This window comes from uncultured Methylibium sp. (assembly GCF_902826655.1).
In the GTDB taxonomy this organism is placed as follows: Bacteria; Pseudomonadota; Gammaproteobacteria; order Burkholderiales; family Burkholderiaceae_C; genus Methylibium.
The window spans coordinates 1-23,605 of the sequence record NZ_CADEFR010000038.1; the positions used below are offsets into that span (position 1 = coordinate 1).

24 protein-coding genes, 2 rRNA genes and 1 pseudogene are annotated in these 23,605 nt (G+C 69.1%); 18 read left to right on the plus strand and 9 right to left on the minus strand.

The features are described from left to right. The 3 genes from QZV97_RS14425 to QZV97_RS14435 all read left to right on the plus strand — a co-directional run. Window positions 1-96: ribosomal RNA gene (locus tag QZV97_RS14425) — 23S ribosomal RNA — on the plus strand; the annotation flags it as partial. 119 nt (window positions 97-215) lie between these two features. Next, window positions 216-328 (plus strand): 5S ribosomal RNA (gene rrf / locus QZV97_RS14430). 224 nt (window positions 329-552) lie between these two features. Continuing rightward, on the plus strand, window positions 553-1,020 hold the full coding sequence (locus QZV97_RS14435; RefSeq protein ID WP_295643434.1) for a transposase: 468 nt from the start codon (window positions 553-555) through the stop codon (window positions 1,018-1,020). A 29-nt stretch (window positions 1,021-1,049) separates the two neighbouring features. On the opposite strand, the gene QZV97_RS14440 is transcribed toward QZV97_RS14435, so the two are convergent. Next, window positions 1,050-2,747, minus strand: coding sequence for a long-chain-fatty-acid--CoA ligase (locus tag QZV97_RS14440; RefSeq protein WP_295643435.1), 1,698 nt, complete (start codon window positions 2,745-2,747; stop codon window positions 1,050-1,052). Between the two features lie 52 nt (window positions 2,748-2,799). Then, on the minus strand, window positions 2,800-3,345 hold the full coding sequence (locus tag QZV97_RS14445; RefSeq protein WP_295643437.1) for a hypothetical protein: 546 nt from the start codon (window positions 3,343-3,345) through the stop codon (window positions 2,800-2,802). A 6-nt stretch (window positions 3,346-3,351) separates the two neighbouring features. Here QZV97_RS14445 and QZV97_RS14450 point away from each other — a divergent pair, with 6 nt between their 5' ends. The 3 genes from QZV97_RS14450 to QZV97_RS14460 are packed head-to-tail and all read left to right on the plus strand — an operon-like array spanning window position 3,352 to window position 6,693. Further along, window positions 3,352-4,128: a hypothetical protein gene (locus QZV97_RS14450; protein ID WP_295643440.1), complete on the plus strand. Its 777-nt coding sequence runs from the start codon at window positions 3,352-3,354 to the stop codon at window positions 4,126-4,128. Between the two features lies 1 nt (window position 4,129). Continuing rightward, on the plus strand, window positions 4,130-5,749 hold the full coding sequence (locus QZV97_RS14455) for a GMC family oxidoreductase (RefSeq protein ID WP_295643443.1): 1,620 nt from the start codon (window positions 4,130-4,132) through the stop codon (window positions 5,747-5,749). 20 nt (window positions 5,750-5,769) lie between these two features. Continuing rightward, a complete protein-coding gene (locus tag QZV97_RS14460; RefSeq protein WP_295643446.1) occupies window positions 5,770-6,693 on the plus strand; it encodes an alpha/beta fold hydrolase in 924 nt (307 codons plus the stop codon). Here QZV97_RS14460 and QZV97_RS14465 read toward each other — a convergent pair. The 3 genes from QZV97_RS14465 to hppD all read right to left on the minus strand — a co-directional run bounded on the left by QZV97_RS14465 (window position 6,615) and on the right by hppD (window position 9,544). Further along, window positions 6,615-7,427 (minus strand): hypothetical protein, encoded by an 813-nt coding sequence (locus QZV97_RS14465; protein ID WP_295643449.1) that lies wholly within the window; start codon window positions 7,425-7,427, stop codon window positions 6,615-6,617. The genes QZV97_RS14460 and QZV97_RS14465 overlap by 79 nt on opposite strands. A gap of 136 nt (window positions 7,428-7,563) precedes the next feature. Then, complete coding sequence (gene phhA / locus QZV97_RS14470) at window positions 7,564-8,436, minus strand: phenylalanine 4-monooxygenase (protein WP_295643452.1); 873 nt, start codon at window positions 8,434-8,436, stop codon at window positions 7,564-7,566. Between the two features lie 4 nt (window positions 8,437-8,440). Further along, window positions 8,441-9,544: a 4-hydroxyphenylpyruvate dioxygenase gene (hppD, locus tag QZV97_RS14475; protein WP_295643455.1), complete on the minus strand. Its 1,104-nt coding sequence runs from the start codon at window positions 9,542-9,544 to the stop codon at window positions 8,441-8,443. Window positions 9,545-9,663: 119 nt separating this feature from the next. On the opposite strand from hppD, the gene QZV97_RS14480 reads away from it, so the two are divergent. Continuing rightward, window positions 9,664-10,146 carry an Lrp/AsnC family transcriptional regulator gene (locus QZV97_RS14480; protein ID WP_295643458.1) on the plus strand — a complete coding sequence of 161 codons (483 nt, stop codon included), beginning with the start codon at window positions 9,664-9,666 and terminating at the stop codon, window positions 10,144-10,146. Between the two features lie 18 nt (window positions 10,147-10,164). On the opposite strand, the gene QZV97_RS14485 is transcribed toward QZV97_RS14480, so the two are convergent. Further along, complete coding sequence (locus tag QZV97_RS14485) at window positions 10,165-11,301, minus strand: saccharopine dehydrogenase family protein (protein ID WP_295643462.1); 1,137 nt, start codon at window positions 11,299-11,301, stop codon at window positions 10,165-10,167. Window positions 11,302-11,419: 118 nt separating this feature from the next. Between QZV97_RS14485 and QZV97_RS14490 the strand changes: the two genes are divergently transcribed. Further along, a complete protein-coding gene (locus QZV97_RS14490) occupies window positions 11,420-11,854 on the plus strand; it encodes an Lrp/AsnC family transcriptional regulator (RefSeq protein WP_295643465.1) in 435 nt (144 codons plus the stop codon). Between the two features lie 384 nt (window positions 11,855-12,238). Continuing rightward, window positions 12,239-13,177, plus strand: a pseudogene (locus QZV97_RS14495) (methyl-accepting chemotaxis protein); the annotation flags it as partial. A gap of 6 nt (window positions 13,178-13,183) precedes the next feature. Here the strand turns inward: QZV97_RS14495 and QZV97_RS14500 are convergent. Continuing rightward, the gene (locus tag QZV97_RS14500) at window positions 13,184-14,029 is read right to left on the minus strand and encodes a fumarylacetoacetate hydrolase family protein (protein WP_295643469.1); all 846 of its coding nucleotides are present in this window, start codon (window positions 14,027-14,029) and stop codon (window positions 13,184-13,186) included. 73 nt (window positions 14,030-14,102) lie between these two features. On the opposite strand from QZV97_RS14500, the gene QZV97_RS14505 reads away from it, so the two are divergent. The 8 genes from QZV97_RS14505 to QZV97_RS14540 all read left to right on the plus strand — a co-directional run bounded on the left by QZV97_RS14505 (window position 14,103) and on the right by QZV97_RS14540 (window position 20,968). Beyond that, window positions 14,103-15,434 carry a class I SAM-dependent methyltransferase gene (locus tag QZV97_RS14505; protein WP_295643472.1) on the plus strand — a complete coding sequence of 444 codons (1,332 nt, stop codon included), beginning with the start codon at window positions 14,103-14,105 and terminating at the stop codon, window positions 15,432-15,434. A 9-nt stretch (window positions 15,435-15,443) separates the two neighbouring features. Then, window positions 15,444-15,767 carry a DUF1840 domain-containing protein gene (locus tag QZV97_RS14510; protein WP_295643475.1) on the plus strand — a complete coding sequence of 108 codons (324 nt, stop codon included), beginning with the start codon at window positions 15,444-15,446 and terminating at the stop codon, window positions 15,765-15,767. Window positions 15,768-15,789: 22 nt separating this feature from the next. Continuing rightward, entirely contained in the window at window positions 15,790-16,419 is a 630-nt protein-coding gene (locus tag QZV97_RS14515; protein WP_295643478.1) for a YbhB/YbcL family Raf kinase inhibitor-like protein, read from the plus strand. After that, window positions 16,416-17,117 carry a histidine phosphatase family protein gene (locus QZV97_RS14520; RefSeq protein ID WP_295643480.1) on the plus strand — a complete coding sequence of 234 codons (702 nt, stop codon included), beginning with the start codon at window positions 16,416-16,418 and terminating at the stop codon, window positions 17,115-17,117. The genes QZV97_RS14515 and QZV97_RS14520 overlap by 4 nt, the downstream gene beginning before the upstream one ends. A gap of 14 nt (window positions 17,118-17,131) precedes the next feature. Further along, a complete protein-coding gene (locus QZV97_RS14525; RefSeq protein ID WP_295643483.1) occupies window positions 17,132-18,256 on the plus strand; it encodes a DSD1 family PLP-dependent enzyme in 1,125 nt (374 codons plus the stop codon). A gap of 139 nt (window positions 18,257-18,395) precedes the next feature. Next, the gene (locus QZV97_RS14530; RefSeq protein WP_295643486.1) at window positions 18,396-19,295 is read left to right on the plus strand and encodes a DUF4399 domain-containing protein; all 900 of its coding nucleotides are present in this window, start codon (window positions 18,396-18,398) and stop codon (window positions 19,293-19,295) included. 69 nt (window positions 19,296-19,364) lie between these two features. After that, window positions 19,365-20,462, plus strand: coding sequence for a sterol desaturase family protein (locus QZV97_RS14535; protein WP_295643489.1), 1,098 nt, complete (start codon window positions 19,365-19,367; stop codon window positions 20,460-20,462). A 56-nt stretch (window positions 20,463-20,518) separates the two neighbouring features. Beyond that, window positions 20,519-20,968 (plus strand): copper chaperone PCu(A)C, encoded by a 450-nt coding sequence (locus QZV97_RS14540; protein ID WP_295643492.1) that lies wholly within the window; start codon window positions 20,519-20,521, stop codon window positions 20,966-20,968. Window positions 20,969-20,977: 9 nt separating this feature from the next. Here QZV97_RS14540 and QZV97_RS14545 read toward each other — a convergent pair whose 3' ends face one another. Beyond that, the gene (locus QZV97_RS14545) at window positions 20,978-21,388 is read right to left on the minus strand and encodes a low affinity iron permease family protein (protein WP_295643495.1); all 411 of its coding nucleotides are present in this window, start codon (window positions 21,386-21,388) and stop codon (window positions 20,978-20,980) included. 26 nt (window positions 21,389-21,414) lie between these two features. Next, window positions 21,415-22,467 (minus strand): Holliday junction branch migration DNA helicase RuvB, encoded by a 1,053-nt coding sequence (ruvB, locus tag QZV97_RS14550; RefSeq protein WP_295643498.1) that lies wholly within the window; start codon window positions 22,465-22,467, stop codon window positions 21,415-21,417. A 65-nt stretch (window positions 22,468-22,532) separates the two neighbouring features. Here ruvB and QZV97_RS14555 point away from each other — a divergent pair, with 65 nt between their 5' ends. Next, window positions 22,533-23,582, plus strand: coding sequence for a zinc ribbon domain-containing protein (locus tag QZV97_RS14555; protein ID WP_295643502.1), 1,050 nt, complete (start codon window positions 22,533-22,535; stop codon window positions 23,580-23,582). The last annotated feature ends 23 nt before the right edge of the window (window positions 23,583-23,605 follow it).

A 23,605-nucleotide genomic window follows, 5' to 3' on the forward strand; every position in this document is an offset into this window, starting at 1 on the left:
AAGAGTCGTTCGAGACCAGGACGTTGATAGGCCGGGTGTGGAAGCGCAGTAATGCGTTGAGCTAACCGGTACTAATTGCTCGTGAGGCTTGACCCTATAACTTTGACGATGATTTGGGTTGTCAAAGCGTTGTGCCGTGATGGCGCGATCAAGAAGCTGAATTGACTCTACAAATTGGCTGCGTTGCTGTCCCAGCAGCGCAGTGATCGGTTAAGCCTGATGACCATAGCGAGGTGGTCCCACTCCTTCCCATCCCGAACAGGACAGTGAAACGCCTCAGCGCCGATGATAGTGCGGGTTCCCGTGTGAAAGTAGGACATTGTCAGGCTAATAATTGCAAGCGCCCGGCCATTTGGTCGGGCGTTCTGCTTTCTGGAGTCAGTTATTTTGCGCCGGCATCCATCCGGGAGAGGATGCGCTCCAGATGGTGATCGTGCAGCATCCGTCGACACTCATCGCGGAGCTGTATCGATGGATAGCGTCTCTTGTCAGCCTGCAAACCAGAGCATCCGTCGCAGAAGAGCGACTCGGCGTGACCGCTTCCTCGCCCTGATGGAGCAAGTCGTCCCTTGGGAACGCATGCTCAGGGCGTTGCGGCCGCTCTATCCAACCGAAGGCTCCAGTGCTCTCGTTCGGATCCCGATGCAGCGGATGCTCCGCATGTACTTCGTTCAGCAGTGGTATCGGCTCAACGACGAGACACTCCATGACGCGCTGCTCGATATGCAACCACTGCGACGCTTCGTCGGGATCGACCTCGCCACGGACGAAGTGCCCGAGCCCTCAACGACCCGCGAGTTCAAGCGCCTGCTCGAGGCGGGGCGCCTCAGTACGGTCCTCGTCGTCGAGATCAAGGCACGTCTTCTACGTGAGGGGCTGCAGATGCGCCAAGGTTGCTTCGTGGACGCCGCCATCATGCCGATACCAAACACCGAGGATCTCGTCGAGGCCGTTCGAAACGCCAAGCCTTTGCCCCATCCAACGTCGTCGGCTGCCGAGCCGGCTCATCCCTCTGCCTAGTTGCTAGCCGGCGGGTACTCGACATTCAGCTAGGTCGTGCTGCGTAGCTCGCGCCTCAGGATCTTGCCGACGTTGCTCTTCGGCAAGTCGTCGCGGAACTCGATGTACTTCGGCCGCTTGTAAGCCGTGAAGTTCTGCTTGCAGTAGTCGGCCAAGTCCTCTTCTGCGAGCGTCGGGTCCTTCTTGACCACGAACAGCTTGACCGCCTCGCCCGACCTGGCATCGGCAACCCCCACCGCCGCGCACTCGAGCACGCCGGCATGCATGTTGACCACCTGCTCGATCTCGTTCGGGTAGACGTTGAACCCAGACACCAGGATCATGTCCTTCTTGCGGTCGACGATCTTCGTGTAGCCGCGCTCGTCCATCACACCCACGTCGCCCGACTTGAAGAAGCCATCCGGCGTCATGACCTTTGCCGTTTCGTCCGGTCGATTCCAGTAGCCTGCCATGACCTGTGGTCCACGGATACAGATCTCCCCAGGCTCTCCGAAGGGCACATCGCGGCCGTCGTCGTCGCGGATCGCGATCTCGGTCGACGGGATCGGCAGCCCGATCGTGCCGGTGAAGTCCGTCGTGTCGAGCCGATTGCTCGTCGCCACCGGTGACGTCTCCGACAGTCCGTATCCCTCCACGACAGGACACCCCGTGATCTTCAGCCACTTCTCGGCGGTCGCCTGCTGGCAGGCCATTCCCCCACCGTTGGACACCACCAGATCCGAGAAGTCGAGTCGCGCGAAATCCGCGTCGTTCGCCAGCGCGTTGAAGAGCGTGTTGACCGCCGGGAACATGCTGACCTTGTGCCTGGACAAGGTCTTCACCAGGCCAGGCAGGTCGCGGGGGTTCGGGATCAGCAAGTTCTTCATGCCGACCCGCGCGCCCATCATGTAGCAGATCGTCAGCGCGAAGATGTGATACAGCGGCAGGGCACAAACGCAGGTCAGCGGCTTGTCGCCCAGCTTGTCGAGCATGGGCTTGAACCAGGCCTCGGTCTGCAGGATGTTCGCAACCACATTGCGATGCAGGAGCGTTGCACCCTTCGACACGCCCGTGGTGCCGCCCGTGTACTGCAGGAAGGCCACGTCGTCGGGCTGGATGTCCACGCGCGCCAGTCGCATGCGCGTGCCTTCGGCAATGGCCATGTTGAAGCGCGTCACCGTCCGTCCCTGATTCAACGGCAGCCTGAACTCCGGCACCATCTTCTTGACGTTGCGCACCACGAAGTTGACCAGCAGCCCCTTCCAGAACCCGAGCAGGTCCCCCATCGACGCCAGCACCACGTGTCGCACCTTCGTCCGCTCGATCACTTCCTCGAGCGTCGTCGCGAAATTCTCGAGAATGACAATGGCCTCGGCCCCGGAGTCATTGAGCTGATGCTCGAGCTCGCGCGGTGTGTACAGCGGATTGACGTTGACGACCACATAGCCGGCCCGCAGTACACCTGCAATTGCCACCATGTACTGCGGCAGATTCGGCATCATCAAGGCAACCCGGGACCCCTTCACCAGGCCCTTGTCCTGGAGCCAGGCGCCGAGGGCATCGGCCATCTCGTCGACGTCTCGGAAGCGCAACTCGCTGTCCATGCAGACTGACGCGGTCCGCGACGCATGCTTGCGAAACGACTCGTCGAGCAGTTCGACCAGCGAGCCGTATGCGTTGACATCGACCGTCGGCGAGACGGCCGGGGGGTAGTGCGCCAACCAGGGCTTCTTGACGACCATGTCCATCGACCAACTCCGCAGAAGAATTGCTCATTCTTCGGGCACCGCCGGCCCGCGGCTACGGGAGTTGCCCTGAGGCCTCGCCGGCGAAAAGGCGCGCGGCCATCGTTCGCTCGCGCTCCTGGATCGTCTCGAGGAACTCCTGGGCACCTCGCATGGCCTTGAAGGTGTCAAAGCCGCGCTCGAGGAAGACCTGCAGTTCGCTCAGGCCCGCCAGGTGCGCCGGCCGACGCATGAGGCGCAGGCTCATCATCAGTGCGGGCACGCGCGTGTAGCGGTCGAGCGCCCTGCCGACGTCGACGACCAGCTCGATCTGCCGTTCGCGGTCCGCTGCGCGACCAACGGTCCGCCACGTTCGCATGTACGTCTGTGCGTCGACGGCGGGCGAGGGCAGCGCTGCGGCCATCGCGCTGTCCAGTTCTTCCGACAGGGCGTGCAAGGCCGCGAGAGACTCCACCGTGTGCACCAGTTCGGCTGGAAAGAGCCGCACCAGCGCCGGGACGATTCGGCTGAACTGCGCGTCGCGCCGACTGAAGTCGGCCGGTCCGTACAACTCTTCGAGAAAGAAGCGCGCGGCGGCTCCGTAGCGTGCGCTGGCCAGCAAGTCGGCGTGGCTGTGACGAAAGCGCGCCTGCTGGTAGCCCTTGAGGGCGCGCACTGCGGCGGCGAGCGGCGGATCCGCGTCGCGTCGTTGTCGTTCCGCCTCGACGATCGCCAGGCTTCCAATGATCCCGGCGGCATCCGCCTGTCGCGTCTGGGACATCATGCGCCGCGCCGCCTTCTTCTGGGGTTTGTCTGGATCACAAATAGACGCAGGCCTCGACGGGACCTCGCGCGAATGATGCAACACTCATCGTCGATGAGCGATGCCTCTCCGGCCCTGTCGCGCCGCCGCCTGCTGAAGCTGGGGTTGGCGGCGACCGCTGTGCTCGCCATCGGCGGCGGTGCGGCCTGGCTGTGGCGACCAGGCTGGCGCGAAGGTCACCTGACCGACGCGGGTCGTGCCGTGTTTCGTGCCGTGGCGCGCGCCGTGCTGGAAGGCAGCCTGCCGGTCGACGAGGCCAGCCAGTCCGCAGCCCTTGACCGCCACCTGGCGCGTCTCGACGAGGCCATTGCCGGCTTTCCGCAAGCGACGCAAGCCGAGATCGGCCAGCTTCTCGGGCTGCTGTCGGTGGCGCCGGTCCGCCAATGGCTCATGGGGCTGCGCACTGACTGGCCGCAGGCGAGCGTCGGCGAACTCGAGGCGGCCCTGCGTCGCATGCGCACCAGTGATCACGAGCTTCGCCAGCAGGCCTACCACGCGCTGCGCGACCTCACGAATGCCGCGTTCTACGCCCAGCCCGAGCAGTGGTCGCTGATGGCCTATCCCGGGCCGAGCCCCGTCTGACATGGCACAGACCGATCCGATCCGTGAAGGGCTCACGCGAGGCTGGAAGGTCTATGGCGGTCGCCACGCCGGTGCGGCGCCCCTGCCGACGCAGATCGACTGCGATGTGGCGATCGTCGGCAGCGGCGCGGGTGCCGGCATCACGGCCGAGCTGTTGAGTCAGGCGGGTCTCGACGTCGTGATCATCGAGGAGGGGCCGCTCAAGACCAGCAGCGATTTCAGGCAGCTCGAAAGCGAGGCTTATCCCCAGCTCTACCAGGAGAGTGCTGCGCGCAAGACGGCCGACAAGGCGATCAACATCCTGCAGGGGCGTTGCGTCGGCGGCTCGACGACCGTCAACTGGACCAGCTCCTTCCGCACACCCGACGACACGCTGGCGTACTGGCAGCAGCACTTCGGGCTCAAGGACTACGGGCCCGATGCTCTCTCGCCCTGGTTCCTGCAGGCGGAGCGCCGGCTCTCCATCGGCCCGTGGCTGGCGCCGCCGAACGAGAACAACGACCTGCTCAAGCGCGGCGCCGGCAAGCTGGGCATCGCGGCCGCTGCGATCAATCGCAACGTGAAGGGCTGCTGGAACCTCGGATCCTGCGGTCTGGGCTGTCCGACGAACGCCAAGCAGTCGATGCTGGTCACCACGATCCCGGCGGCATTGGATCGTGGTGCGCGGCTGCTGGTCGAGACGCGGGCGCAGGCGTTCCAGCGCAGCGGCGACCGCGTGACGCAGCTCGACTGCCTGCCGGTGCTGCAGGACGGCCGGCCCGCATCGTCGAACGGCGGTCGCGTCGTGGCCAAACACTATGTCGTGGCTGGCGGGGCCATCAACTCGCCGGCCCTGCTGCTGCGGTCCGGCATCCCCGATCCCCATGACCGGCTGGGGGCACGGACCTTCCTGCACCCGGTCGTGATCTCCGCGGCGGTCTTCGACCAGAAGGTCGAGGGCTGGGCCGGAGCACCACAGACGATCTACAGCGACCACTTCCTCGGTGTCGATCCGATCGACGGGCCGATCGGCTACAAGCTCGAGGCGCCGCCGATCCATCCGGTGATCTTCTCGACGACGCTGGCGGGCTTCGGTCTCGAGCAGGCGCGCCTGCTGAAACTCTTCGCGCACTCGCACAGTCTGCTGGCCTTGATGCGCGACGGCTTTCATGCCCAGTCGCCCGGCGGGCGGGTCAAGCTGCGGGGCGACGGATCACCGGTGCTCGACTACCCGCTCACCGACTTCGTCATGCACGGGGCACGCCGCGCCCTGCTGAGCATGGCCGAGATCCAGTTCGCGGCGGGTGCGCGCGAGGTGCTGCCGATCCATGAACTCGCCCGCAGCTACCGGAGCTGGACGGAAGCCAAGGCGGACATCGGGACCTTGCCGATGAAGGCGCACCTCACCCGGGTCGTGAGCGCGCACGTGATGGGTGGCTGTGGGCTCGCTGCCGACGAGAAGCTCGGTGTCGTGCGGCCCGACGGCCAGCACTGGCAACTGCAGAACCTGTCGGTGCACGACGGATCCCTCTTTCCCACGAGCATCGGCGCCAACCCCCAGCTGTCGGTCTACGGCATCGTCAATCGCCTCGCGACCGGCCTGGCACAGCGGCTCACGGGCCGCTCGGTGCAGTTGGCCTGAGAGACAGTCCACGCGCACGCATGCTCGCGCGTCTGCAACGCCGAATCGTCTACGCGCTGGGCTTGTCGGCGCTGGTCTGGCTCTTGCTGTGGTGGCAGCGTCAGCCGGTCGTGGCCCTGGCTGGTGCGGCAGCGATCGTGTTGAGCTACACCGTCGTGCTTGCCGTCGAGTTCGCGCTGCTGGCCTGGCAGCATGGCCGCGATCCGACGCCTCGCGCCAGGCCGCTGCAGTTGCTGCGCGCCTGGTTCGGCGAGTGCATCGTGGCCTGGCAGGTCTTCGGCTGGCGCCAACCGTTTCGCAGTTCAGGCTGGCCCGACGTGGCGGGTCGGCCGGGACGGCGCGGCATCGTGTTCGTGCACGGCTACCTGTGCAACCGGGTCTTCTGGGCGCCGTGGCTGGAGCGCTGCGCCGCGCAGCACCGGCCCTGCATGGCCGTCAATCTGGAGCCGGTGTTCTGCGATCTCGATGACTACGTGCCGCAGCTCGAGCAGGCCGTTGCGCGCCTGGAGCAGGAGACCGGCCTGCCGCCGCTGCTGGTCTGTCACAGCATGGGTGGACTCGTTGCGCGGGCCTGGCTGGCCGCCGATGCTTCGGCGGCTGCCCGGATCCAGCACGTGATCACCATCGGAACACCGCATCGCGGAACCTGGCTGGCGCGCCTGGGCCGAACCGCCAACGCGCTGCACATGCGCCAGACCAGCGAGTGGTTGCTGGGTCTGGTGGCTCGCGAGCCGGCACTTCACACTGGTCGCTTCACCTGCTTCTACGGCCACGCCGACAACATCGTCTTCCCGCCGGCGGTGGCGACCCTGCCGGGCGCGGACAACCGCCACCTGGGCGCGACGGCCCACGTGGCGATGGCGTTTCACCCCGAGGTCGTCAGCGAAGTCGCCCGCCGACTGGCGATCGGCGAAGCGTCGGTGTCCGCGACACGCCCTGCCTGACGCGCGACGCGCCACGCCAGCCAGCCGATGCAGGCGGCCAGCGGCAGGTGATGCAGGGCGTGGCCGGCAATGGCGCCGTCGCTGGCGTGCCATATCGGCATGTCCGCCCAGTCGAGCAGCTTGGCCGCGGCAAACCACAGCAGCCCGACCAGCCAGTCGGATCCCTCGAGGCCGCGACTGCGCAAACTCCACACGCCCAGCGGAATCAGCAGCATGGGCAGGTACTCGCACCACACCAGCAGCCGCATGTCGGGCTGGCCGCCCAGCGCCTGCGACACGAAGCAGACGAGGCCACCCAGCGGGCCGGCCGCCGCGGCCGCCCAGAGCAGCGGCGATGCGATCCAGGCACGCCCCAGCCGCTCGGCCAGGAACAGCAGCGACAGCACGGCGCAGGCGCTGGCCACCGGCAGCTTCGACAGGATGTAGCCGGTCGCGCTGGGGGACAGGTGATCGACCGCGCTGGACAGCACCGCGAGGCTCGTGAGCCAGAAGAACAGCTGCCAGGCGCGCGCCAGCGCGCCGCTGCCCCGGGCGCCCAAAGCTCCCGCCGCGGTCGCCAGCAACAGGGGAACCTGAAACACCACGGTCCAGCCGTTGAGGATGCCGAAAACGAGACGAGGATCCGTCAGGCGCCGTTCGCGCCCTTCGAGCCCGATCGGACCCCAGGCCAGCAAGCCCATCACCGTCGCGATCAGCATCGATATCAGCACGGCGAGCGCGCAGCGGCGGGACAACTGGGGCGACATTCGGGGCAGCGCAGCAGAGTTCACTGCCTGCAGTCTCGGCGCGCCCTGGGGGGGGCGCATCGTCCATCGGGGGGACCCCCGTTGGGGGTGGCCCCTCGGGTGGCCGGGCGCGAACGCGCCTGGCTCAGCGGTTCGGTGCGAACAGTCGCTCGCCAGGCAGCAGCGTGCCGGCCTCGAGGATGTCCTGTTGCCGCACGGCGGCGTAGATCGGTGTGAAGTCCGGCGCTGTCGCATCGAACAGCTGCTGGAAGCTGTCGATCACGAAGTAGATCGCCTGGTAGCTGTCGATCTTGTAGAGGCTGCGCATCAGCCGTTGCAGGTCGAAGCCGACGCGCCGCGGTTCGGACGACGCGATCGCGTGGCGCAGTTCCCCGGCACTCGACAGGATGCCGGCGCCGTAGGCGCGCAGGCCCTGCTTCGTCTGGATCAGGCCGAACTCCACCGTGTACCAGTACAGCCGCGCCAGCAGTTCGCAGGCATCCAGGCGGCTGGCCTTCAGACCCCCCGCGCCGTAGGCCTGCATGTAGTCGGCGAACACCGGGTCGAAGAGCAGCGGCACGTGCCCGAACAGATCGTGGAAGACATCGGGCTCGACCACGTAGTCGAACTCCTCGGGCTGGCGCATCCAGTCGGTGACCGGGAACTTGCGTTGCGCCAGCAAGGCGAAGAAGGCCTCCTCCGGGATCAGCCCCGGCACACCGACGATCTGCCAGCGCGTCGCCTTCATCAGCCGCTCGGAGATGTCGTCGAAGCGCGGGATGCGCTCCGGCGCACCGAGCTGCGATACCGCGGCGATGAACTCGTCGCAGGCCAGGCCCGGCAGCTGCTGGAGCTGGCGCGCATAGAGGCGCCGGTAGGTGTCGTGGTCGGCCTCGGTATAGCGCGCGAAGTCCTGCTCGCAGGTGTAGTCGGAGCGTGCCCGCGCGTAGTCGCCGCGCGGCGGGCGGTCGCCTTGCCCGTAGGTCACCGGCGCGACGCCGACATTGACGCCCTTCATGACCTCAGGCCTTGGCCAGCACGCCGCGGCGCATCTGGTCGAGCTCGATGCTTTCGAAGAGCGCCTTGAAGTTGCCCTCGCCGAAGCCCTGGTCGCCCTTGCGCTGGATGAACTCGAAGAAGATCGGCCCGAGCTGGTTCTCGCTGAAGATCTGCAGCAGCAGTTCACCGGCCTTGCCGTCGACCAGGATCTTGCGCTGCTTCAGCTCGGCCACGTTCTCGCCATGACCGGGGATGCGCCTGTCGACCAGTTCGTAGTAGGTGTCGATGGTGTCGAGCAGCTTCACGCCGGCGGCGCGCAGGGCATCGACCGTCTTCAGCAGATCGGTCGAACCGAGCGCGATGTGCTGGATGCCTTCGCCGTGGTACTTGTCCAGGTACTCCTGGATCTGGCCGGCCTTCTCGTTGCCTTCTTCGTTGATCGGGATGCGGATCTTGCCGCAGGGGCTGGTCATGGCCTTGCTCTTCACGCCGGTGACCTGGCCCTCGATGTCGAAGTAGCGCACTTCCTTGAAGTTGAACAGGCGCTCGTAGAAGTCGGCCCATTCGGCCATGCGGCCGCGGTGCACGTTGTGCGTGAGGTGGTCGATGTAGGTCAGGCCGTGGCCGGCGGGCGAGAGCGTTGCGCCGGAGTCTTCGCCGAGCGGCACGAAGTCCACGTCGTAGAAGCCGATGTTGCCGATGTCGCCCTCGCGCGCGCCGTTCTTGCCGCGCCAGCGGTCGACGAAGTAGATCAGGGAGTCCCCGATGCCCTTGATGGCCGGGATGTTGAGCTCGCCGGGGCCTGCCGTGCCCGCGTAGCCCCAGGCACCCAGCGATTGGGCGCGCTCGCAGGCGTGGCGCGCATCCTGGACGCGGAAGGCGATCGCGCAGATGCTGGGTCCGTGGAGCCGCGCGAAACGCTGCGCGAAGGAGTCCGGCTCGGCGTTGACGATGAAGTTGATCTCGCCCTGGCGGTAGAGCAGCACGTTCTTGTGACGGTGCCGCGCGATCGGCGTGAAGCCCATGCGCTCGAACAGCGCGCCCATCGCGGCCGGGTCCGGCGCGGCGTATTCGATGAACTCGAAGCCGTCGGTGCCCATCGGGTTGTCCCAGGGAGTGAATTGCATGCTGCCGCCTTTCGCGCAGAGGTCGAACGCCTGCACTGTATAGGCCTCGCGGCGCAGGTTTGCTGCGATTTCGGTCTTCAGTGGTGACATTGATGCATGAATCCTGCATAATCCGTGGCATGGAAGCCTCGATCGTGCTCGACGCGCTGGATCGCCGGATCCTTCGCGCGCTCCAGGCCAACGGCCGTGCCACCTACGACCAGCTCGCCGTCGAGGTGCAGCTGTCGGCCTCGGCGACCCTGCGTCGCGTCAAGCGGCTCGAGGAGGCCGGCGCCATCGCCGGCTACGTCGCCATCGTGCCGCCCGAGCGGGTGGGTCTCGGCCTCACGGCCTACATCAACGTGCGGCTCGAGAAGCACACCGAGTCGCACAAGCGCAACCCGATGGATCTCTTCAAGGCGTCGGTGCAGGCCTGGCCGGAGGTCGTCGAGTGCGTCGCGCTGACCGGCGAGATGGACTACCTGCTGCGCGTGGTGGTCGAGGACATGGCGCACTACTCGCGCTTCATCATGGACACCTTGCTCAAGCACCCGAGCGTCGAAGACTGCAAGACCAGCTTCGTCATGGACCGCGTCAAGGCGGCCAGCGCCACGCCCGTCTGACCGCGTGGCGGCCGTTGATCAGGCGGCCAGTCGCCCCGGTGTGGCCGGTTCCTCGGCGTAGGCGGCGCCGTAGCGGTTGGCCAGGAAGCGATCCAGTGCGACGTCCTCCTGCCGCACGAAGCCGCGCGTCGGCAAGGCGCCTTCGCGCAGCAGGTCCAGCATCGCGCACAGCGCCGACGCGGTCGTGATCTGGATCGCGCTGTGCGTCGTGCCGTGCAGCGAGCGGCTGTAGACCTTGCGCACCACGGTGTCCTGCAGGAAGCGGCGCTGGCCCTGCTCGTCGACGCGCACGCCGGCGGCGGTGACGAAGACGATCACCACGTCCTGCGTCGTCGCAGGCAGCGCGTTCTCGAGGATGTCCTTGAACAGCTCGCGGCGGTCCTTCAGCTTCAGGTCGTGCAGCAGCGTCTTCATCACGGCCGCATGGCCGGGGTAGCGGATGGTGCGGTAATTGAGTGTGCGCACCTTGCCTTCGAGGGTCTCGCACAGCGTGCCCAGGCCGCCCGAGGTGTTGAAGGCCTCGTACAGCACGCCGTCGAGCGAGAACTCCTCGCGCTCCTCGAGCGCCGGCACACTGACGCGGCGGCCGTCGACGATGGCCTCGCAGGGCTCGCAGTACTCGTTGATGACGCCCTCGGTGCTCCAGGTCAGGTTGTAGTTCAGCGAGTTGCTCGGGAAGGTCGGCAGCGCGCCGACGCGCATGCGCACCGAGTCCAGCGTGTCGAAGCGCCGCGCCAGATCGGCCGCGACGATGCTGATGAAGCCCGGCGCCAGGCCGCATTGCGGGATGAAGGCCTGCGACGCTCCATCGGCGATCTCGCGGATGCGCCGGGTCGCTGCCACGTCCTCGGTCAGGTCGAGGTAGTGGCAGCCGACGTCGCGCGCCGCCTCGGCGACACGGACCGTGAGCATGTAGGGCAGGGCGCTCAGCACCGCGTAGCGACCCTGCAGCGCCGCACGCAGCGCGGCCGAGTCGTTCACGTCCAGCACGCGGGTGTCGATCTGCGGGTGGCGGGGCGCGCCGGCCAGGGCCGCCTCGCTGCGATCGGCCAGCGTCACCTCGTAGTCGGGCTGGCCGGCGCTGCGGGCATGGGCCATCAGTTCGGCCACCACCGCGCCGATCTTGCCGCCGCCGAGGACGAGGATGGAATGCATGAGGACCTCCTGCCGATTCACGAGGCCTCAGTGTCCCGGGATCATCGGCCAAATGAAGCTGTAATAATGACGATCCGACGAGCACAATTCGTCATATCGAAGGCCTATCGCGAGCACAATGACCAATCTCGACCCCACCGACCGGGCCTTGCTGGCGTTGTTGCGCGAGAACGCCCGGCGCTCCACGGCCGATCTGGCGCGGGCGCTGGGCTTGTCGCGCACCACGGTGCAAAGCCGCGTCGAGCGGCTCGAACGCGCACGCGTCATCGCCGGCTACACCGTGCGGGTCGACGACGCGGTCGAGGCGGCGTTGGTTCGCGCGCACGTGATGGTGACCGCCGGGCCCAAGCAGACCGGTGCCATCGAGGCCGCGCTGCGGCGCATTCCCGAGGTGCGCAGCCTGCACTCCGTCAGCGGGGTCTTCGACCTGCTGGCCGTCGTGGCGGCGCCGTCGATCCAGGAACTGGACACCCTGATCGACCGCATCGGCGCGCTCGACGGCGTGGAGCGGACCACCTCGGCCATCGTGCTGTCGACCCGCATCGAGCGCTGAGCGAGGGTCGCGGGAACTGGAAGGGATGGCCGGCGTTGATCCGGCCTTAAGCCGATCGTCGTTGCGCCGATATTGGCAGCAGGTTCCTGCCTCTGGGGGGTGGGAAGGGTGCGGCCCGACCGCCACGAACAACGACGCGAGGAGAACGCCTTGTTCAACCTGCTGAACTACCGACTGACGACCCGCATTGCCGCGGGCTTCACGCTGATGGTCCTGATGATGCTGGGGCTGGGTGCCGTCAGCGTCTTCGTCATCCGCGACATCGCCGGCGATGCCCAGGCCTTGCTGGCCGGCCTCTCGGATCCGGCGCTCGCCGCCAAGGCCGAGGCACTGAAGGGCGAGGCCGCGTCGGCCCTGTGGCTGGTGGCCGGCTTCGTCGCCGGCGCCGCGCTCGGCTGGATGGTGCGCGAGGCCGTTCGCAAGCCGGTCGAGGCGATCGTCGCGTCGGTCAGCCGCGTGGCGGCCGGCGACCTGGTCACCAAGATCTCGTCGAGCGGCCGCGACGAGATCGCCTGGCTGAACCACGAGCTCAACACGATGCGCAAGAAGCTGCAGGCCACGATCACGCAGGTGCGTGAGTCGGCCGAGCAGGTGTCGGTGGCCTCGCAGGAGATCGCCTCCGGCAACACCGACCTCAGCGTCCGCACCGAGACGCAAGCCAGCGGCCTGCAGCAGACCGCCAGCTCGATGGAGGAACTGACCTCCACCGTGCGCCAGAACGCCGACAACGCCCAGCAGGCCAACCAGCTCGTCACGACCGCCAGCGACGTGGCCAGCCGCGGCGGCGAGGTGATGACCCAGGTCGTGGCGACGATGAGCGAGATCAACAGCGCCGCCCGCAAGATCGCCGACATCATCGGCGTCATCGACGGCATTGCCTTCCAGACCAACATCCTCGCGCTGAACGCCGCGGTGGAAGCGGCGCGCGCCGGCGAGCAGGGCCGCGGCTTCGCGGTCGTCGCGGGCGAAGTGCGCAACCTCGCGCAGCGCAGCGCGGCGGCTGCCAAGGAGATCAAGGCGCTGATCGGCGACTCGGTCGACAAGGTCGATACCGGCGCCAAGCTGGTCAACCAGGCCGGTGCGACGATGGACGAGATCCTGGCCAGCGTGCGCCAGGTCACGCACATCATGGGCGAGATCAGCGTGGCCAGCCGCGAGCAGAGCTCGGGCATCGAGACGGTCAACCACGCGATCGAGCAGATGGACAGCTCGACCCAGCAGAACGCCGCGCTCGTCGAGCAGGCGGCGGCGGCCTCGCAGTCGCTGCGCGATCAGTCCTTGAAGCTGACCGAGGCGGTCAAGGTCTTCAAGCTGGCGGCCTGAGCGCTCTCAGCCGGCGACGACGCGCTGGCGCTGGGTGCCGAGCCCGGCCACGCCCAGGCTCACCACGTCGCCGACCTTCAGGAACTGAGGCACGGGCTTGATGCCCATGCCCACACCGGGCGGCGTGCCGGTCGCGATGATGTCGCCCGGCAGCAGCGTCATGCACTGGCTGACGTAGGCGATCAGCTGGGCCACGGTGAACACCATCTTCGAGGTGCTGCCGCGCTGGCGCGGTTCGCCGTTGACGTCCAGCCACAGGTCCAGCGCCTGCGGGTCGGCCACCTCGTCCGGCGTCACGAGCCACGGCCCGATCGGGCCGAAGCTGTCGAAGCCCTTGCCCTTGTCCCAGGTGCCGCCGCGCTCGGTCTGCCACTGGCGTTCGCTGACGTCGTTGACGACGCAGTAGCCGGCGACATGCGACAGCGCGTCGGCCTCGGCCACGCGCTTGGCGGTCTTGCCGATCACCACGCCCAGCTCGACCTCCCAGTCGGTCTTCAGCGAACCCGGGGGGAGTTCGATCGTGTCGTCGGGTCCGGTGATGCAGGTCGTCGCCTTCATGAAGACGATGGGCTCGGTCGGCACCCGCATGCCGGCCTCGGCCGCGTGGTCGACGTAGTTCAGCCCGATGGCGACGAACTTGCTGATGCCGGTGTAGGGCACGCCGAGACGCGGCGTGCCCCGCACCAGCGGTAACGATTCCGGCGCGATCCGCCGCAACTTCGCCAGCCCGGCCAGGCCCAAGGAGGGAAGGTCGAGATGCGGCGTCACGCCCGACAGATCGCGCAGGCGACCCTCGGCGTCGACGAGGCCGGGCTTCTCGCGCCCCGGGGGGCCATGGCGTAGCAGTTTCATGAGCTGGGGCAATGCGCGCGCATCGCGATGTGGGTAAATTCGCGGCAAGCATAGCGGCAGGAGTTCATGACCGATGAACCAACTGGAGCCTCTGTCCTCGCCGGCCTTGGCCGGCTCCCCGCGGGGCAGTGCGTCGCCCCGGCGCTGGCTTGCCGCGCTGTCGGCACGCGCGGCCGCGCTGCCGGTGCGCACGCGGCTCGAGCTGCCCGGCGGCCTGGCCTTCGGCGCCGACCGGCCCGTCGTCACGCTGCGCATCCTCGACGCGCGATTGCTGCCGTCGCTGGCGCGCGGTCAGGTCGGCACGCTGGCGCGTGGCTACGTCGAGGGCCGGGTCGAGATCGAAGGCGCGATGCGCGAGGTCGCCGAGGTGGCGGGCGCGCTGCTGCCGGGCGATCCGACCGCGCTGGCCGACGCCGGCAGCCGTGCTCGCTGGTGGTCGCGGCTGGTGCAGGCGCGACGCTCGCACGCACGCCACGCCCCGCAGCGCGACCGCGAGCAGATCGAGTTCCACTACGACGTCTCGAACGAGTTCTACGCACTCTGGCTGGACCCGCGACGCGTCTATTCCTGCGCGTACTGGCACGCCGGCGCGAGCACGCTGGCCGAGGCCCAGGAAGCCAAGCTCGACCTCATCTGCCGCAAGCTGATGCTGCGTCCGGGCGAGCGACTGCTCGACGTCGGCGCCGGCTGGGGCGCGCTGCTGCTGTGGGCGGCCGAGCACTACGGCGTGCAGGCCCACGGCATCACGCTGTCGGCACAGCAGCATGCGCACGTGCAGGGCCTGATCGCCGAGCGCGGTCTCGCGGGGCGCGTCAGCATCGCTCTTTGCGACTACCGCGACCTGCCCGACCCGGGCGACGGCAGCGCACGCTACGACAAGATCGCCTCGATCGGCATGTTCGAGCACGTCGGCCACGCGCGCCTGGCCGGCTACTTCGACAAGCTGCGGCGCCTGCTGGCGCCCGGCGGCCTGCTGCTCAACCACGGCATCACCGCCGGCGGCCTGCACAACACCCAGCTCGGCGGCGGCATCGGCGACTTCGTCGAGCGCTACATCTTCCCTGGCGGCGAGCTCGTCCACGTCTCGGCGGTGATGGCCGCGATGGCCGAGGCCGGCCTCGAGACCGTGGACGTGGAGAACCTGCGTCCGCACTACGCGCGCACGCTCTGGGCCTGGAGCGACGCACTCGAGGCGCGACTCGGCGAGGCGCGCGCGATCACCGGCGACAAGCTGGTGCGGGCCTACCGCCTCTACCTGGCCGGCAGCGCGATGGGCTTCGAGCGCGGCTGGATGGGCCTGCACCAGTTGCTGGCGATCCGGCCGAGCGGGCAGGTGCAGGCGGGGCCGCTGCGCGGGGCACAATCGTCCTACCCTTTCCAGCGCGATCACGTCTATCGCGCCTGAGCACACACCATGATCTACAAGTTCAAGTCCAAGGCGGCCGGCGACCTGGTCATGACCGAACCGGTCGGCGCGCAGGTGCTGAAGGCGGCCGGGCGCGAACCGTCGGCGCAGGGCATCTTCGAGGCCGCGCAGCTGCGGGTGGCCATCGGCGCGATCGAGGCCGCGATCCAGGCCGACGAAGCCGCGCGCGCGCAGGCCGAGGCCGAGGCCCGGGCTGCAGGACACACGCCGCCGCCGCGGCCTGCGGTCGGCCTGCGGCAGCGCGCCTGGCCGCTGGTCGAGATGATGAAGCGTGCCCAGGCCGCCGACCAGTCCATCGTCTGGGGCGTCTGAGCGCCATCGACCCGGAGACCCCATGAAGCTCACCAGCACCAGTTGGACCGACGGCGGCCGCATCCCGGCGCGACATGCGGCCGGCAAGCCCGACGCGGCCACCACGGTCACGTTCTCCGACAACGTGTCGCCGCAGCTGGCCTGGAGCGGCGCGCCACCGGGCACGAAGAGCTTCGCGCTGATCTGCCACGATCCCGACGTTCCCAGTCGCGGCGACGACGTCAACCAGCCGGGCCGCGAGGTGCCGGCCGACCTGCCGCGCGTCGACTTCTTTCATTGGGTGCTGGTCGACCTGCCGCCGACGCTGAGCGGCCTGGCCGAGGGCGAGTTCAGCCGCGGCTTCACGCCGCGCGGCAAGCCGGGACCGGCCAGCCTGCACGGCGCGCGTCAGGGCCTGAACGATTACACCGGATGGTTCGCCGCCAACGCCGACATGAGCGGCAGCTACCACGGCTACGACGGTCCCTTCCCGCCGTTCAACGACGCGCTGCTGCACCGCTACGTGTTCACGCTGTTCGCGCTGGACCTGGCGCGACTGTCCGTCGAGGGCAGCTTCACCGGCGCGCAGGCGCGCGAGGCGATGCGCGGCCACGTGCTGGCCGAAGCGAGCTTCGGCGGGACCTACACGCTGAACGCGCGGCTCGCGGGATGAGCGAGCCGACCCTCGTCTTCGCCGTCCGTCATGGCGAGACGGCCTGGAACGTCGATACCCGCATCCAGGGCCAGCTCAACGTCGGCCTCAACGCCAAGGGGCGCTGGCAGGCCGCGCGGGCCGCGGCGGCGCTGGCGGGCGAGGGTCTGCAACATGTCTACAGCAGCGACCTCGCCCGGGCCCACGACACGGCGCTGGCGATCGCCGGCGCCAGCGGCCTGCCGGTGCAGACCGATCGCGGCCTGCGCGAGCGCGGCTTCGGCCGCTTCGAGGGGCGCACCTGGGCCGAGATCGAGACCCATTTCCCGGCCGAGAGCGCGCGCTGGCGCGCCCGCGATCCCGCGTTCGCGCCCGAGGGCGGCGAGACCTTGCGCCAGTTCTACGAGCGCGCGGTCGCCGCTGCGGCGCGTCTCGCGGGCCGGCACCCGGGCGAGACGATCGCGCTCGTGGCACACGGCGGCGTGATGGACTGCCTGTACCGGGCGGCCGCGCGCATCGAGCTCGGTGCCACGCGCACCTGGCAGCTCGGCAACACGGCCGTCAACCGGCTGCTGTACACGCCGGAGGGCTTCACGCTCGTCGGCTGGAGCGACACCTCGCACCTCGACGGCGCCGAGCACGACGAGTTCAGCGACGGCTCGTTCGACCAGACTCACAGCGCCACGCCCGCGACCGACCGCGTCGGCCACGCCGCCTGATCGGAGACCCCGCGATGCGCAGCGACCCGGCCCGGATCGGCGATGCCGTCGCGGCGATCGACACGCCCGCATTGGTGATCGACCTCGACGCCTTCGAGCGCAACCTGCAGCGCATGGCCGACTTCGCGCGCGAGCGCGGCATGCGCCTGCGCCCGCACGCCAAGATGCACAAGTGCGCGGCCGTCGCGCTGCGGCAGATCGCGCTGGGCGCGGTCGGTGTGTGCGTGCAGAAGACCGGCGAGGCCGAGGCGATGGCGGCCGGCGGCGTGCGCGACGTCTACGTGAGCAACCAGGTCGTCGCGCCGCACAAGCTGGCGCGCCTGGCCCGGCTGGCGCGCGACGTGAAGCTGGCGATCGCCGTCGACAGCATCGTCGGCGTCGAGCGGCTCGCCCAGGCGGTGCGCGAGGCCGGCAGCACGGTCGACGTCTTCATCGAGGTCGACGTCGGCCAGGGCCGCTGCGGCGTCGCGCCGGCGCAGGCCGGTGCGCTGGCGCGCCAGGTCGTCGCGCACGCCGGGCTGCGCTTCGCCGGCCTGCAGGCCTATCACGGCAGCGCCCAGCACTTTCGCGGCGTCTCCGAGCGCGAGGCCGCGATCCGGCATGCGGTCGATGTCGTCGTCGCGGCGCGCGCCGCGATCACGGGGTCGGGCATCGCCTGCCCGCTGGTCACCGGCGCCGGCAGCGGGAGCTTCCGCTTCGAGGCGACGAGCGGCGTCTACGGCGAGCTGCAGCCCGGCAGCTATGCCTTCGGCGACGCCGACTACGCGCGCAACGAGGCCGACCCTCACGCGCCGCGCTTCGAGCAGGCGCTGTTCGTCAAGGCGCAGGTGATGAGCGCCAGTCTCGGTCACGTCGTCGTCGATGCGGGGCACAAGTCGCACGCCATCGAGTCCGGCCTGCCGACCCTCTGGCAGCGCGAGGACCTGCTGTGCAGCGGTGCCAACGACGAGCACGCGGTCGTCAAGCCGCGCGCCGCCGGCGCGCCGCTGCCGGCGCTCGGCGACACGCTCTGGCTCGTGCCCGGCCATTGCGACCCGACGGTCAACCTGCACGACCACCTGGTCGGCGTGCGCGGTGGCCTCGAGGCCGGCCGCGTCGAGTCGGTATGGCGCGTCGACGCGCGCGGCGCGGTGGATTGACGCCACGCGGGAGCGTGCACATTTCGCGGCCCGGCCCGCCGTCTGCGGTCGATCGGGTCCCGGACTAGGGGGGCAGCGGGGAGGCGAGAACCGGCGCCGCTAGAGTGGTCCGCAGGGAGAGCAAGAACGCATGGACCACATGCAACGCCGATCCGTCGCGGCCTGTGCCGCGGCATGGGCCTTCGTCGCGGCAACCAGCCCGCTGCTGGCGCAAGGGCTGCCCGACGACCCGCTGCAGCGCCGCTGCTGGCTCGACCACACCGCCGAGCGCACGGTGGTCGACCTGCGCGAGCCGACCGCGGTGCGCTTCTCCAACCTCAAGCACGGCTACACGGTGCGCTCGCCGGTGTGGGTCGAGTTCGGCGTGCGCGGCAGGGGCGTGATCCCGGCCGGCAACCCGCACGACAAGGCCGGCCACCACCACCTGCTGGTCGACACGCCACTGCCGGTCGCGCACCGCGACAAGATCCCGTTCTCGAGCACGCACGTGCACTTCGGCAAGGGGCAGACCGGCACCAGCCTCGAGCTGGCGCCCGGCCCGCACACGCTGCGCCTGCTGTTCGCCGACCACGACCACCGGCCCTACTTCGTCTTCAGCCGGGAGATCACGATCCACGTCGTTGCGGCGCGCGGCGGCCCGGCGCCGGTCATCGACCCGGCCCGCTTCGCCGAGACCTGCGCGGCCTGGTACCAGGACACGGTGAGCACGCCGCGGCCGCCCGGCAAGGATGTCTATGCGAAGAACCTCCGCAGCGGCGAATCGGTGAGCAGCCCCTTCGTGCTGAGCCTCGGCGTGATGGGCCTGGGCGTGGCGCCGGCCGGCAGCAAGACCAAGGACAGCGGGCACTTCGCCTATGGCGTCAGCACGCGCGCCGGCGTGCCGGTGCTGCGCCAGGAGCTGTCGGACGGGCGCACCGAGGCGCTGGTCGAGCTGCCGCGCGGTGACTATCAGATCGAGCTGCAGTTCCTCGGCAACGACGGCAGCGTGCTGCTGCGGTCGGCGCCGATGCAGGTCAACGTCGTCAGGCAGAGTCCCTGACCGAGCGGCGAGCCGGGTGCCGGGCAGGTCCCGATGCGGGGCAGGCGTGGCGCCTGCGATGATCGTTCCATGACCAGCGCCCAGATCATCGTCCTGGCGACGCCGATCTTCCTGTCGGCCATCGCCCTCGAATGGTGGCTCGGGCGGCGGCGCGGCCGCGACACCTACCGCGCGAGCGACGCACTCTCCAGCATCGGCCTGGGCATCATGAGCCAGCTGACCGGCCTGGCGGGGCAGGCGGTGCTGCTGGGCATCTATGTGCTGGCCTGGGAGCGGCTGCGGATCTTCGATCTCCCGGTCGGTGACTGGCGCGTGTGGGCCGTGGGCCTGGTGCTCTACGACTTCCTCTACTACTGGAACCACCGGCTGGGCCATCGCGTCGCCTTCTTCTGGGCCGCGCACGTGGTGCACCACCAGAGCGAGGACTACAACCTCTCGACGGCACTGCGCCAGCCCAGCACCTATTTCCTCGGCAACTGGATCTTCTACCTGCCGATGGCGTTGCTGGGCTTTCCGCCGCTGGTGTATGCGGTGGTGGCGCTGGTCGACCTGCTGTACCAGTTCTGGGTGCACACGCAGCAGGTCGGGCGGCTGGGCTGGTTCGACCGCTGGTTCTGCGCGCCCAGCAACCACCGCGTGCACCACGCGGTGAACGACCGCTACGTCGACAAGAACTACGGCGGCATCCTGCTGGTCTGGGACCGGCTGTTCGGCAGCTACGAACCCGAGCACGAGGACGAGCCCTGCGTCTACGGGTCGCGCGCGCCGCTGCAGAGCTGGGATCCGATCCGCGCCAACCTGCAGGTCTACGCCGGCCTGTGGCACGACAGCCGGCACGCGCGGTCGTGGGCCGACAAGCTGCGGGTCTGGCTCCGGCCACCGGGCTGGCGGCCGGCCGACGTGGCCGAGCGCTTCCCGAAGCCGGCCTTCGACATCGCCCGCGTGCAGCGCTACGACCCGCCGGCGTCGCCGCAGGTCGTGACCATCGCGCTGCTGGTCTTCGGGCTGCTGCTGGCGGGCACGGCGCTGCTGCTGTGGCATGCCCATCTCCTGTCCGGCCTGCAGCAGGTGGCGGCGGTCGCTGTACTCGTCGCGGGCCTGTGGTGGGTCGGTCGCCTGACCGAAGGCCGCGGCGCCGCGCCGGCTTCGGCACAATCGCGGGCCTGATCAACCGAAGGCGGCCCGGCCGCCGTGCAGACGCGATGAAGTTGTCCCATGCCCTGATGGCGGCCGTCCTGGCGCTGAGTGTCCCGCTGGCCGGCGCGCACGGCTTCCAGCTCGGTGCGATCGAGATCGGTCATCCCTGGGCGCGTGCCACCGCCCCTGGCCAGGCTGCCGGCGGCGGCTTCCTCAAGCTCAGGAACGCCGGCGCGGCCGACCGGCTGGTGTCGGCCAGCAGCGAGGCCGCGGACCGCGTGGAACTGCACAGCATGAAGATGGAAGGCGACGTGATGCGCATGCGCCAGGTCGACGCGATCGACCTGCCGGCCGGCGGCAGCGTCGCGCTCGAGCCGGGCGGCCTGCACCTGATGTTCATGGGCCTGAAGCAGCCGCTCGCGGCCGGCAGTCGCTTCCCGCTCAAGCTGAGGTTCGAGAAGGCCGGCGAAGTGACCGTCGAGGTCAAGGTCGAGGCCGCCACGGCGTTGCCGCGCAAGGACGGCCACGCGCACTGAAAGGCCGCCTCAGGGCTCCGGCGAGTCCGTGTCCTGCAGGCCGCGCTCGAGTTCGGCCCGCGCATTGCTCGCCAGCTTCTGGTAGCGGGCGCGGAAGGCGTCGAGGTCGGACTCCGACAGCTCCTCCAGGTCCAGCAGCGCGTTGTGCGCTCCGCGCGTGGCGCGGATCAGCTCGTCGAGCTTGACCTGGATCGCCTCGGTGTCGCGGTTCTGCGTGTTCTGGATCAGGAAGACCATCAGGAAGGTGACGATGGTCGTGCCGGTGTTGATGGCCAGCTGCCAGGTGTCGCTGTAGCCGAAGAAGGGGCCGCTGACGACCCACGCGACGACGACACCGATCGCCAGCGCCAGCGTGCCGGGGCGGCCCGAGAGGCGCGCCACCTGCTTGGCGAGGCGCGCGTAGAGGGCTGGAGCGTGCATGTCGACTCCCGATGCCGCGGCCGTCGTCAGCCGGTGAACAGGTCGCCCGCGGTCTTGGGCGGCGCGAGCCCGAGATGGCGATACGCCGCCTGCGTCGCGATGCGCCCGCGCGGCGTGCGCTGCAGGTAGCCCTGCTGGATCAGGTAGGGCTCGATCACGTCCTCGATCGTGCCGGCTTCCTCGCCGATGGCCGCGGCGACGTTGTCCAGGCCGACCGGCCCGCCGTCGAAGCGGTGGATCACGGCCTCGAGCAGCTTGCGGTCCATCACGTCGAAGCCCTGCGGGTCGACGTCGAGCATCTTCAGCGCCTTGTCGGCGGTCGCGGCATCGATGCGGCCGCTGCCCTTGACCTCGGCATAGTCGCGCACGCGGCGCAGCAGGCGGTTGGCGATGCGCGGTGTGCCGCGCGATCGCTTCGCGATCTCGAGGCCGCCGTCGGCATCCGTCTGCACGTTCAGCAGGCCGGCCGAACGGGTGACGATGCGCGCCAGTTCCTCGACCGTGTAGAACTCCAGCCGCAGCACGATGCCGAAGCGGTCGCGCAGCGGATTCGTCAGCATGCCGGCCCGCGTGGTCGCGCCGACCAGCGTGAAGGGCTGAAGCTCCAGCTTGATCGAGCGCGCCGCCGGTCCCTCGCCGATCATGATGTCGATCTGGTAGTCCTCGAGCGCCGGGTAGAGGATCTCCTCGACCACCGGACTCAGGCGGTGGATCTCGTCGATGAAGAGCACGTCGTTCTTCTCGAGGTTGGTCAGGATCGCCGCCAGGTCCTTGGGCTTTTCCAGCACCGGCCCCGAGGTCTGGCGCAGGTTCACGCCCAGCTCGGCAGCGACGATATGCGCCAGCGTCGTCTTGCCCAGCCCCGGCGGGCCGAACAGCAGCGCGTGGTCCAGCGCCTCTTCGCGTTGCTTCGCGGCACCGATGAAGATCTCCAGCTGCTCGCGCGCCTTGGCCTGGCCCACGTAGTCGGCCAGACCCTTGGGGCGCAGTGCACGCTCGATCGCCTCCTCGTTCGGCGAGGCAGGGGCGGCGCTGACGACGCGCCGCGAGGGGACGAGGTCATCGGTCTGGATGCTCATGCACCGATTGTGCGGGAGCGGCGCCGCGGCAAGAATCCGCGCACCGCCACTGCCGGAACCGCCGAATGTTCAAGAGCCTGCGCGTCCCCGAAAAGCTGTTCGCCTTCGTGATGTGGCTGGTGAGCTTCGCGTTCGCCGGCTTCCTGATCGGCCTGGGCGGCAAGATCGTCGCCGATCTGCCGCGTGTCGAGGACCGCATCGCGCCCGAGCAGTTTGCCGATCGCGCGGTGCTGGATCGCGCCCGCGAGCTGAGCCGCTCGCTCGAGCGGCGGCGCGGCGAGCTCGGCGAGCAGCGCGCCCAGGCCCAGCTGACGCTGACGGCGGCGAGCAACGCCTACGGCTCGGCGCGCGGTGCCTACCAGAACTGGCTGTCGACGCGCACGGCCACCACCGATCCGGCGCAGGACCCGGAAGTGCTGCGCCGCACCCGCGAGCTCGACGAGCTCAAGGCCGAGGAGCGCCGTGCCCAGGCCGCGGTGGAGACCCTGGACCGCAACCTGCTCGACACCGACCAGGGGCTCGCGCTTCAGCAGCGGATCGAGTCCGAGGCGCTCGAGGCGGCCCGTCCCGGCTACGAGCGCGCGCTGTTCCGCCAGGAACTGCGCGTCTTCGGGTCGCGCCTGCTGCTGACCCTGCCGCTGCTGGCGATCGCCGGCTGGCTGCTGGCCAGGAAGCGCAAGAGCGACTACTGGCCGCTGATGCGCGGCTTCGTGATCTTCGCGGCCTTCACCTTCTTCTTCGAGCTGGTGCCCTACCTGCCCAGCTACGGCGGCTACGTGCGCTACGCGGTCGGCATCGTGCTGACCGCGGTGGCCGGGCACTACGTCATCCAGGCGATGCGGCGCTACCTTGCCAAACGCCAGGAGGTGGCCGCCCAGACCGAGGCCGAGCGGCGCAAGTCGCTCGGCTACGAGCAGGCGCTCAAGCAGATGGGCGCCGGCGTCTGCCCCGGCTGCGAGCGCGCCATCGTCGGCGGCAACGCCAAGGGTGGCGAGCCGCCGTCGTCGAACTTCTGCGTGCATTGCGGCCTGAAGCTCTACGACCGCTGCGGCGCCTGCGCGACGCGCAAGAACGCCTTCTTCCACTACTGCCCGAGCTGCGGTGTCGGGGCCTAGGCCGCAGCGCCCTGACGACGGCG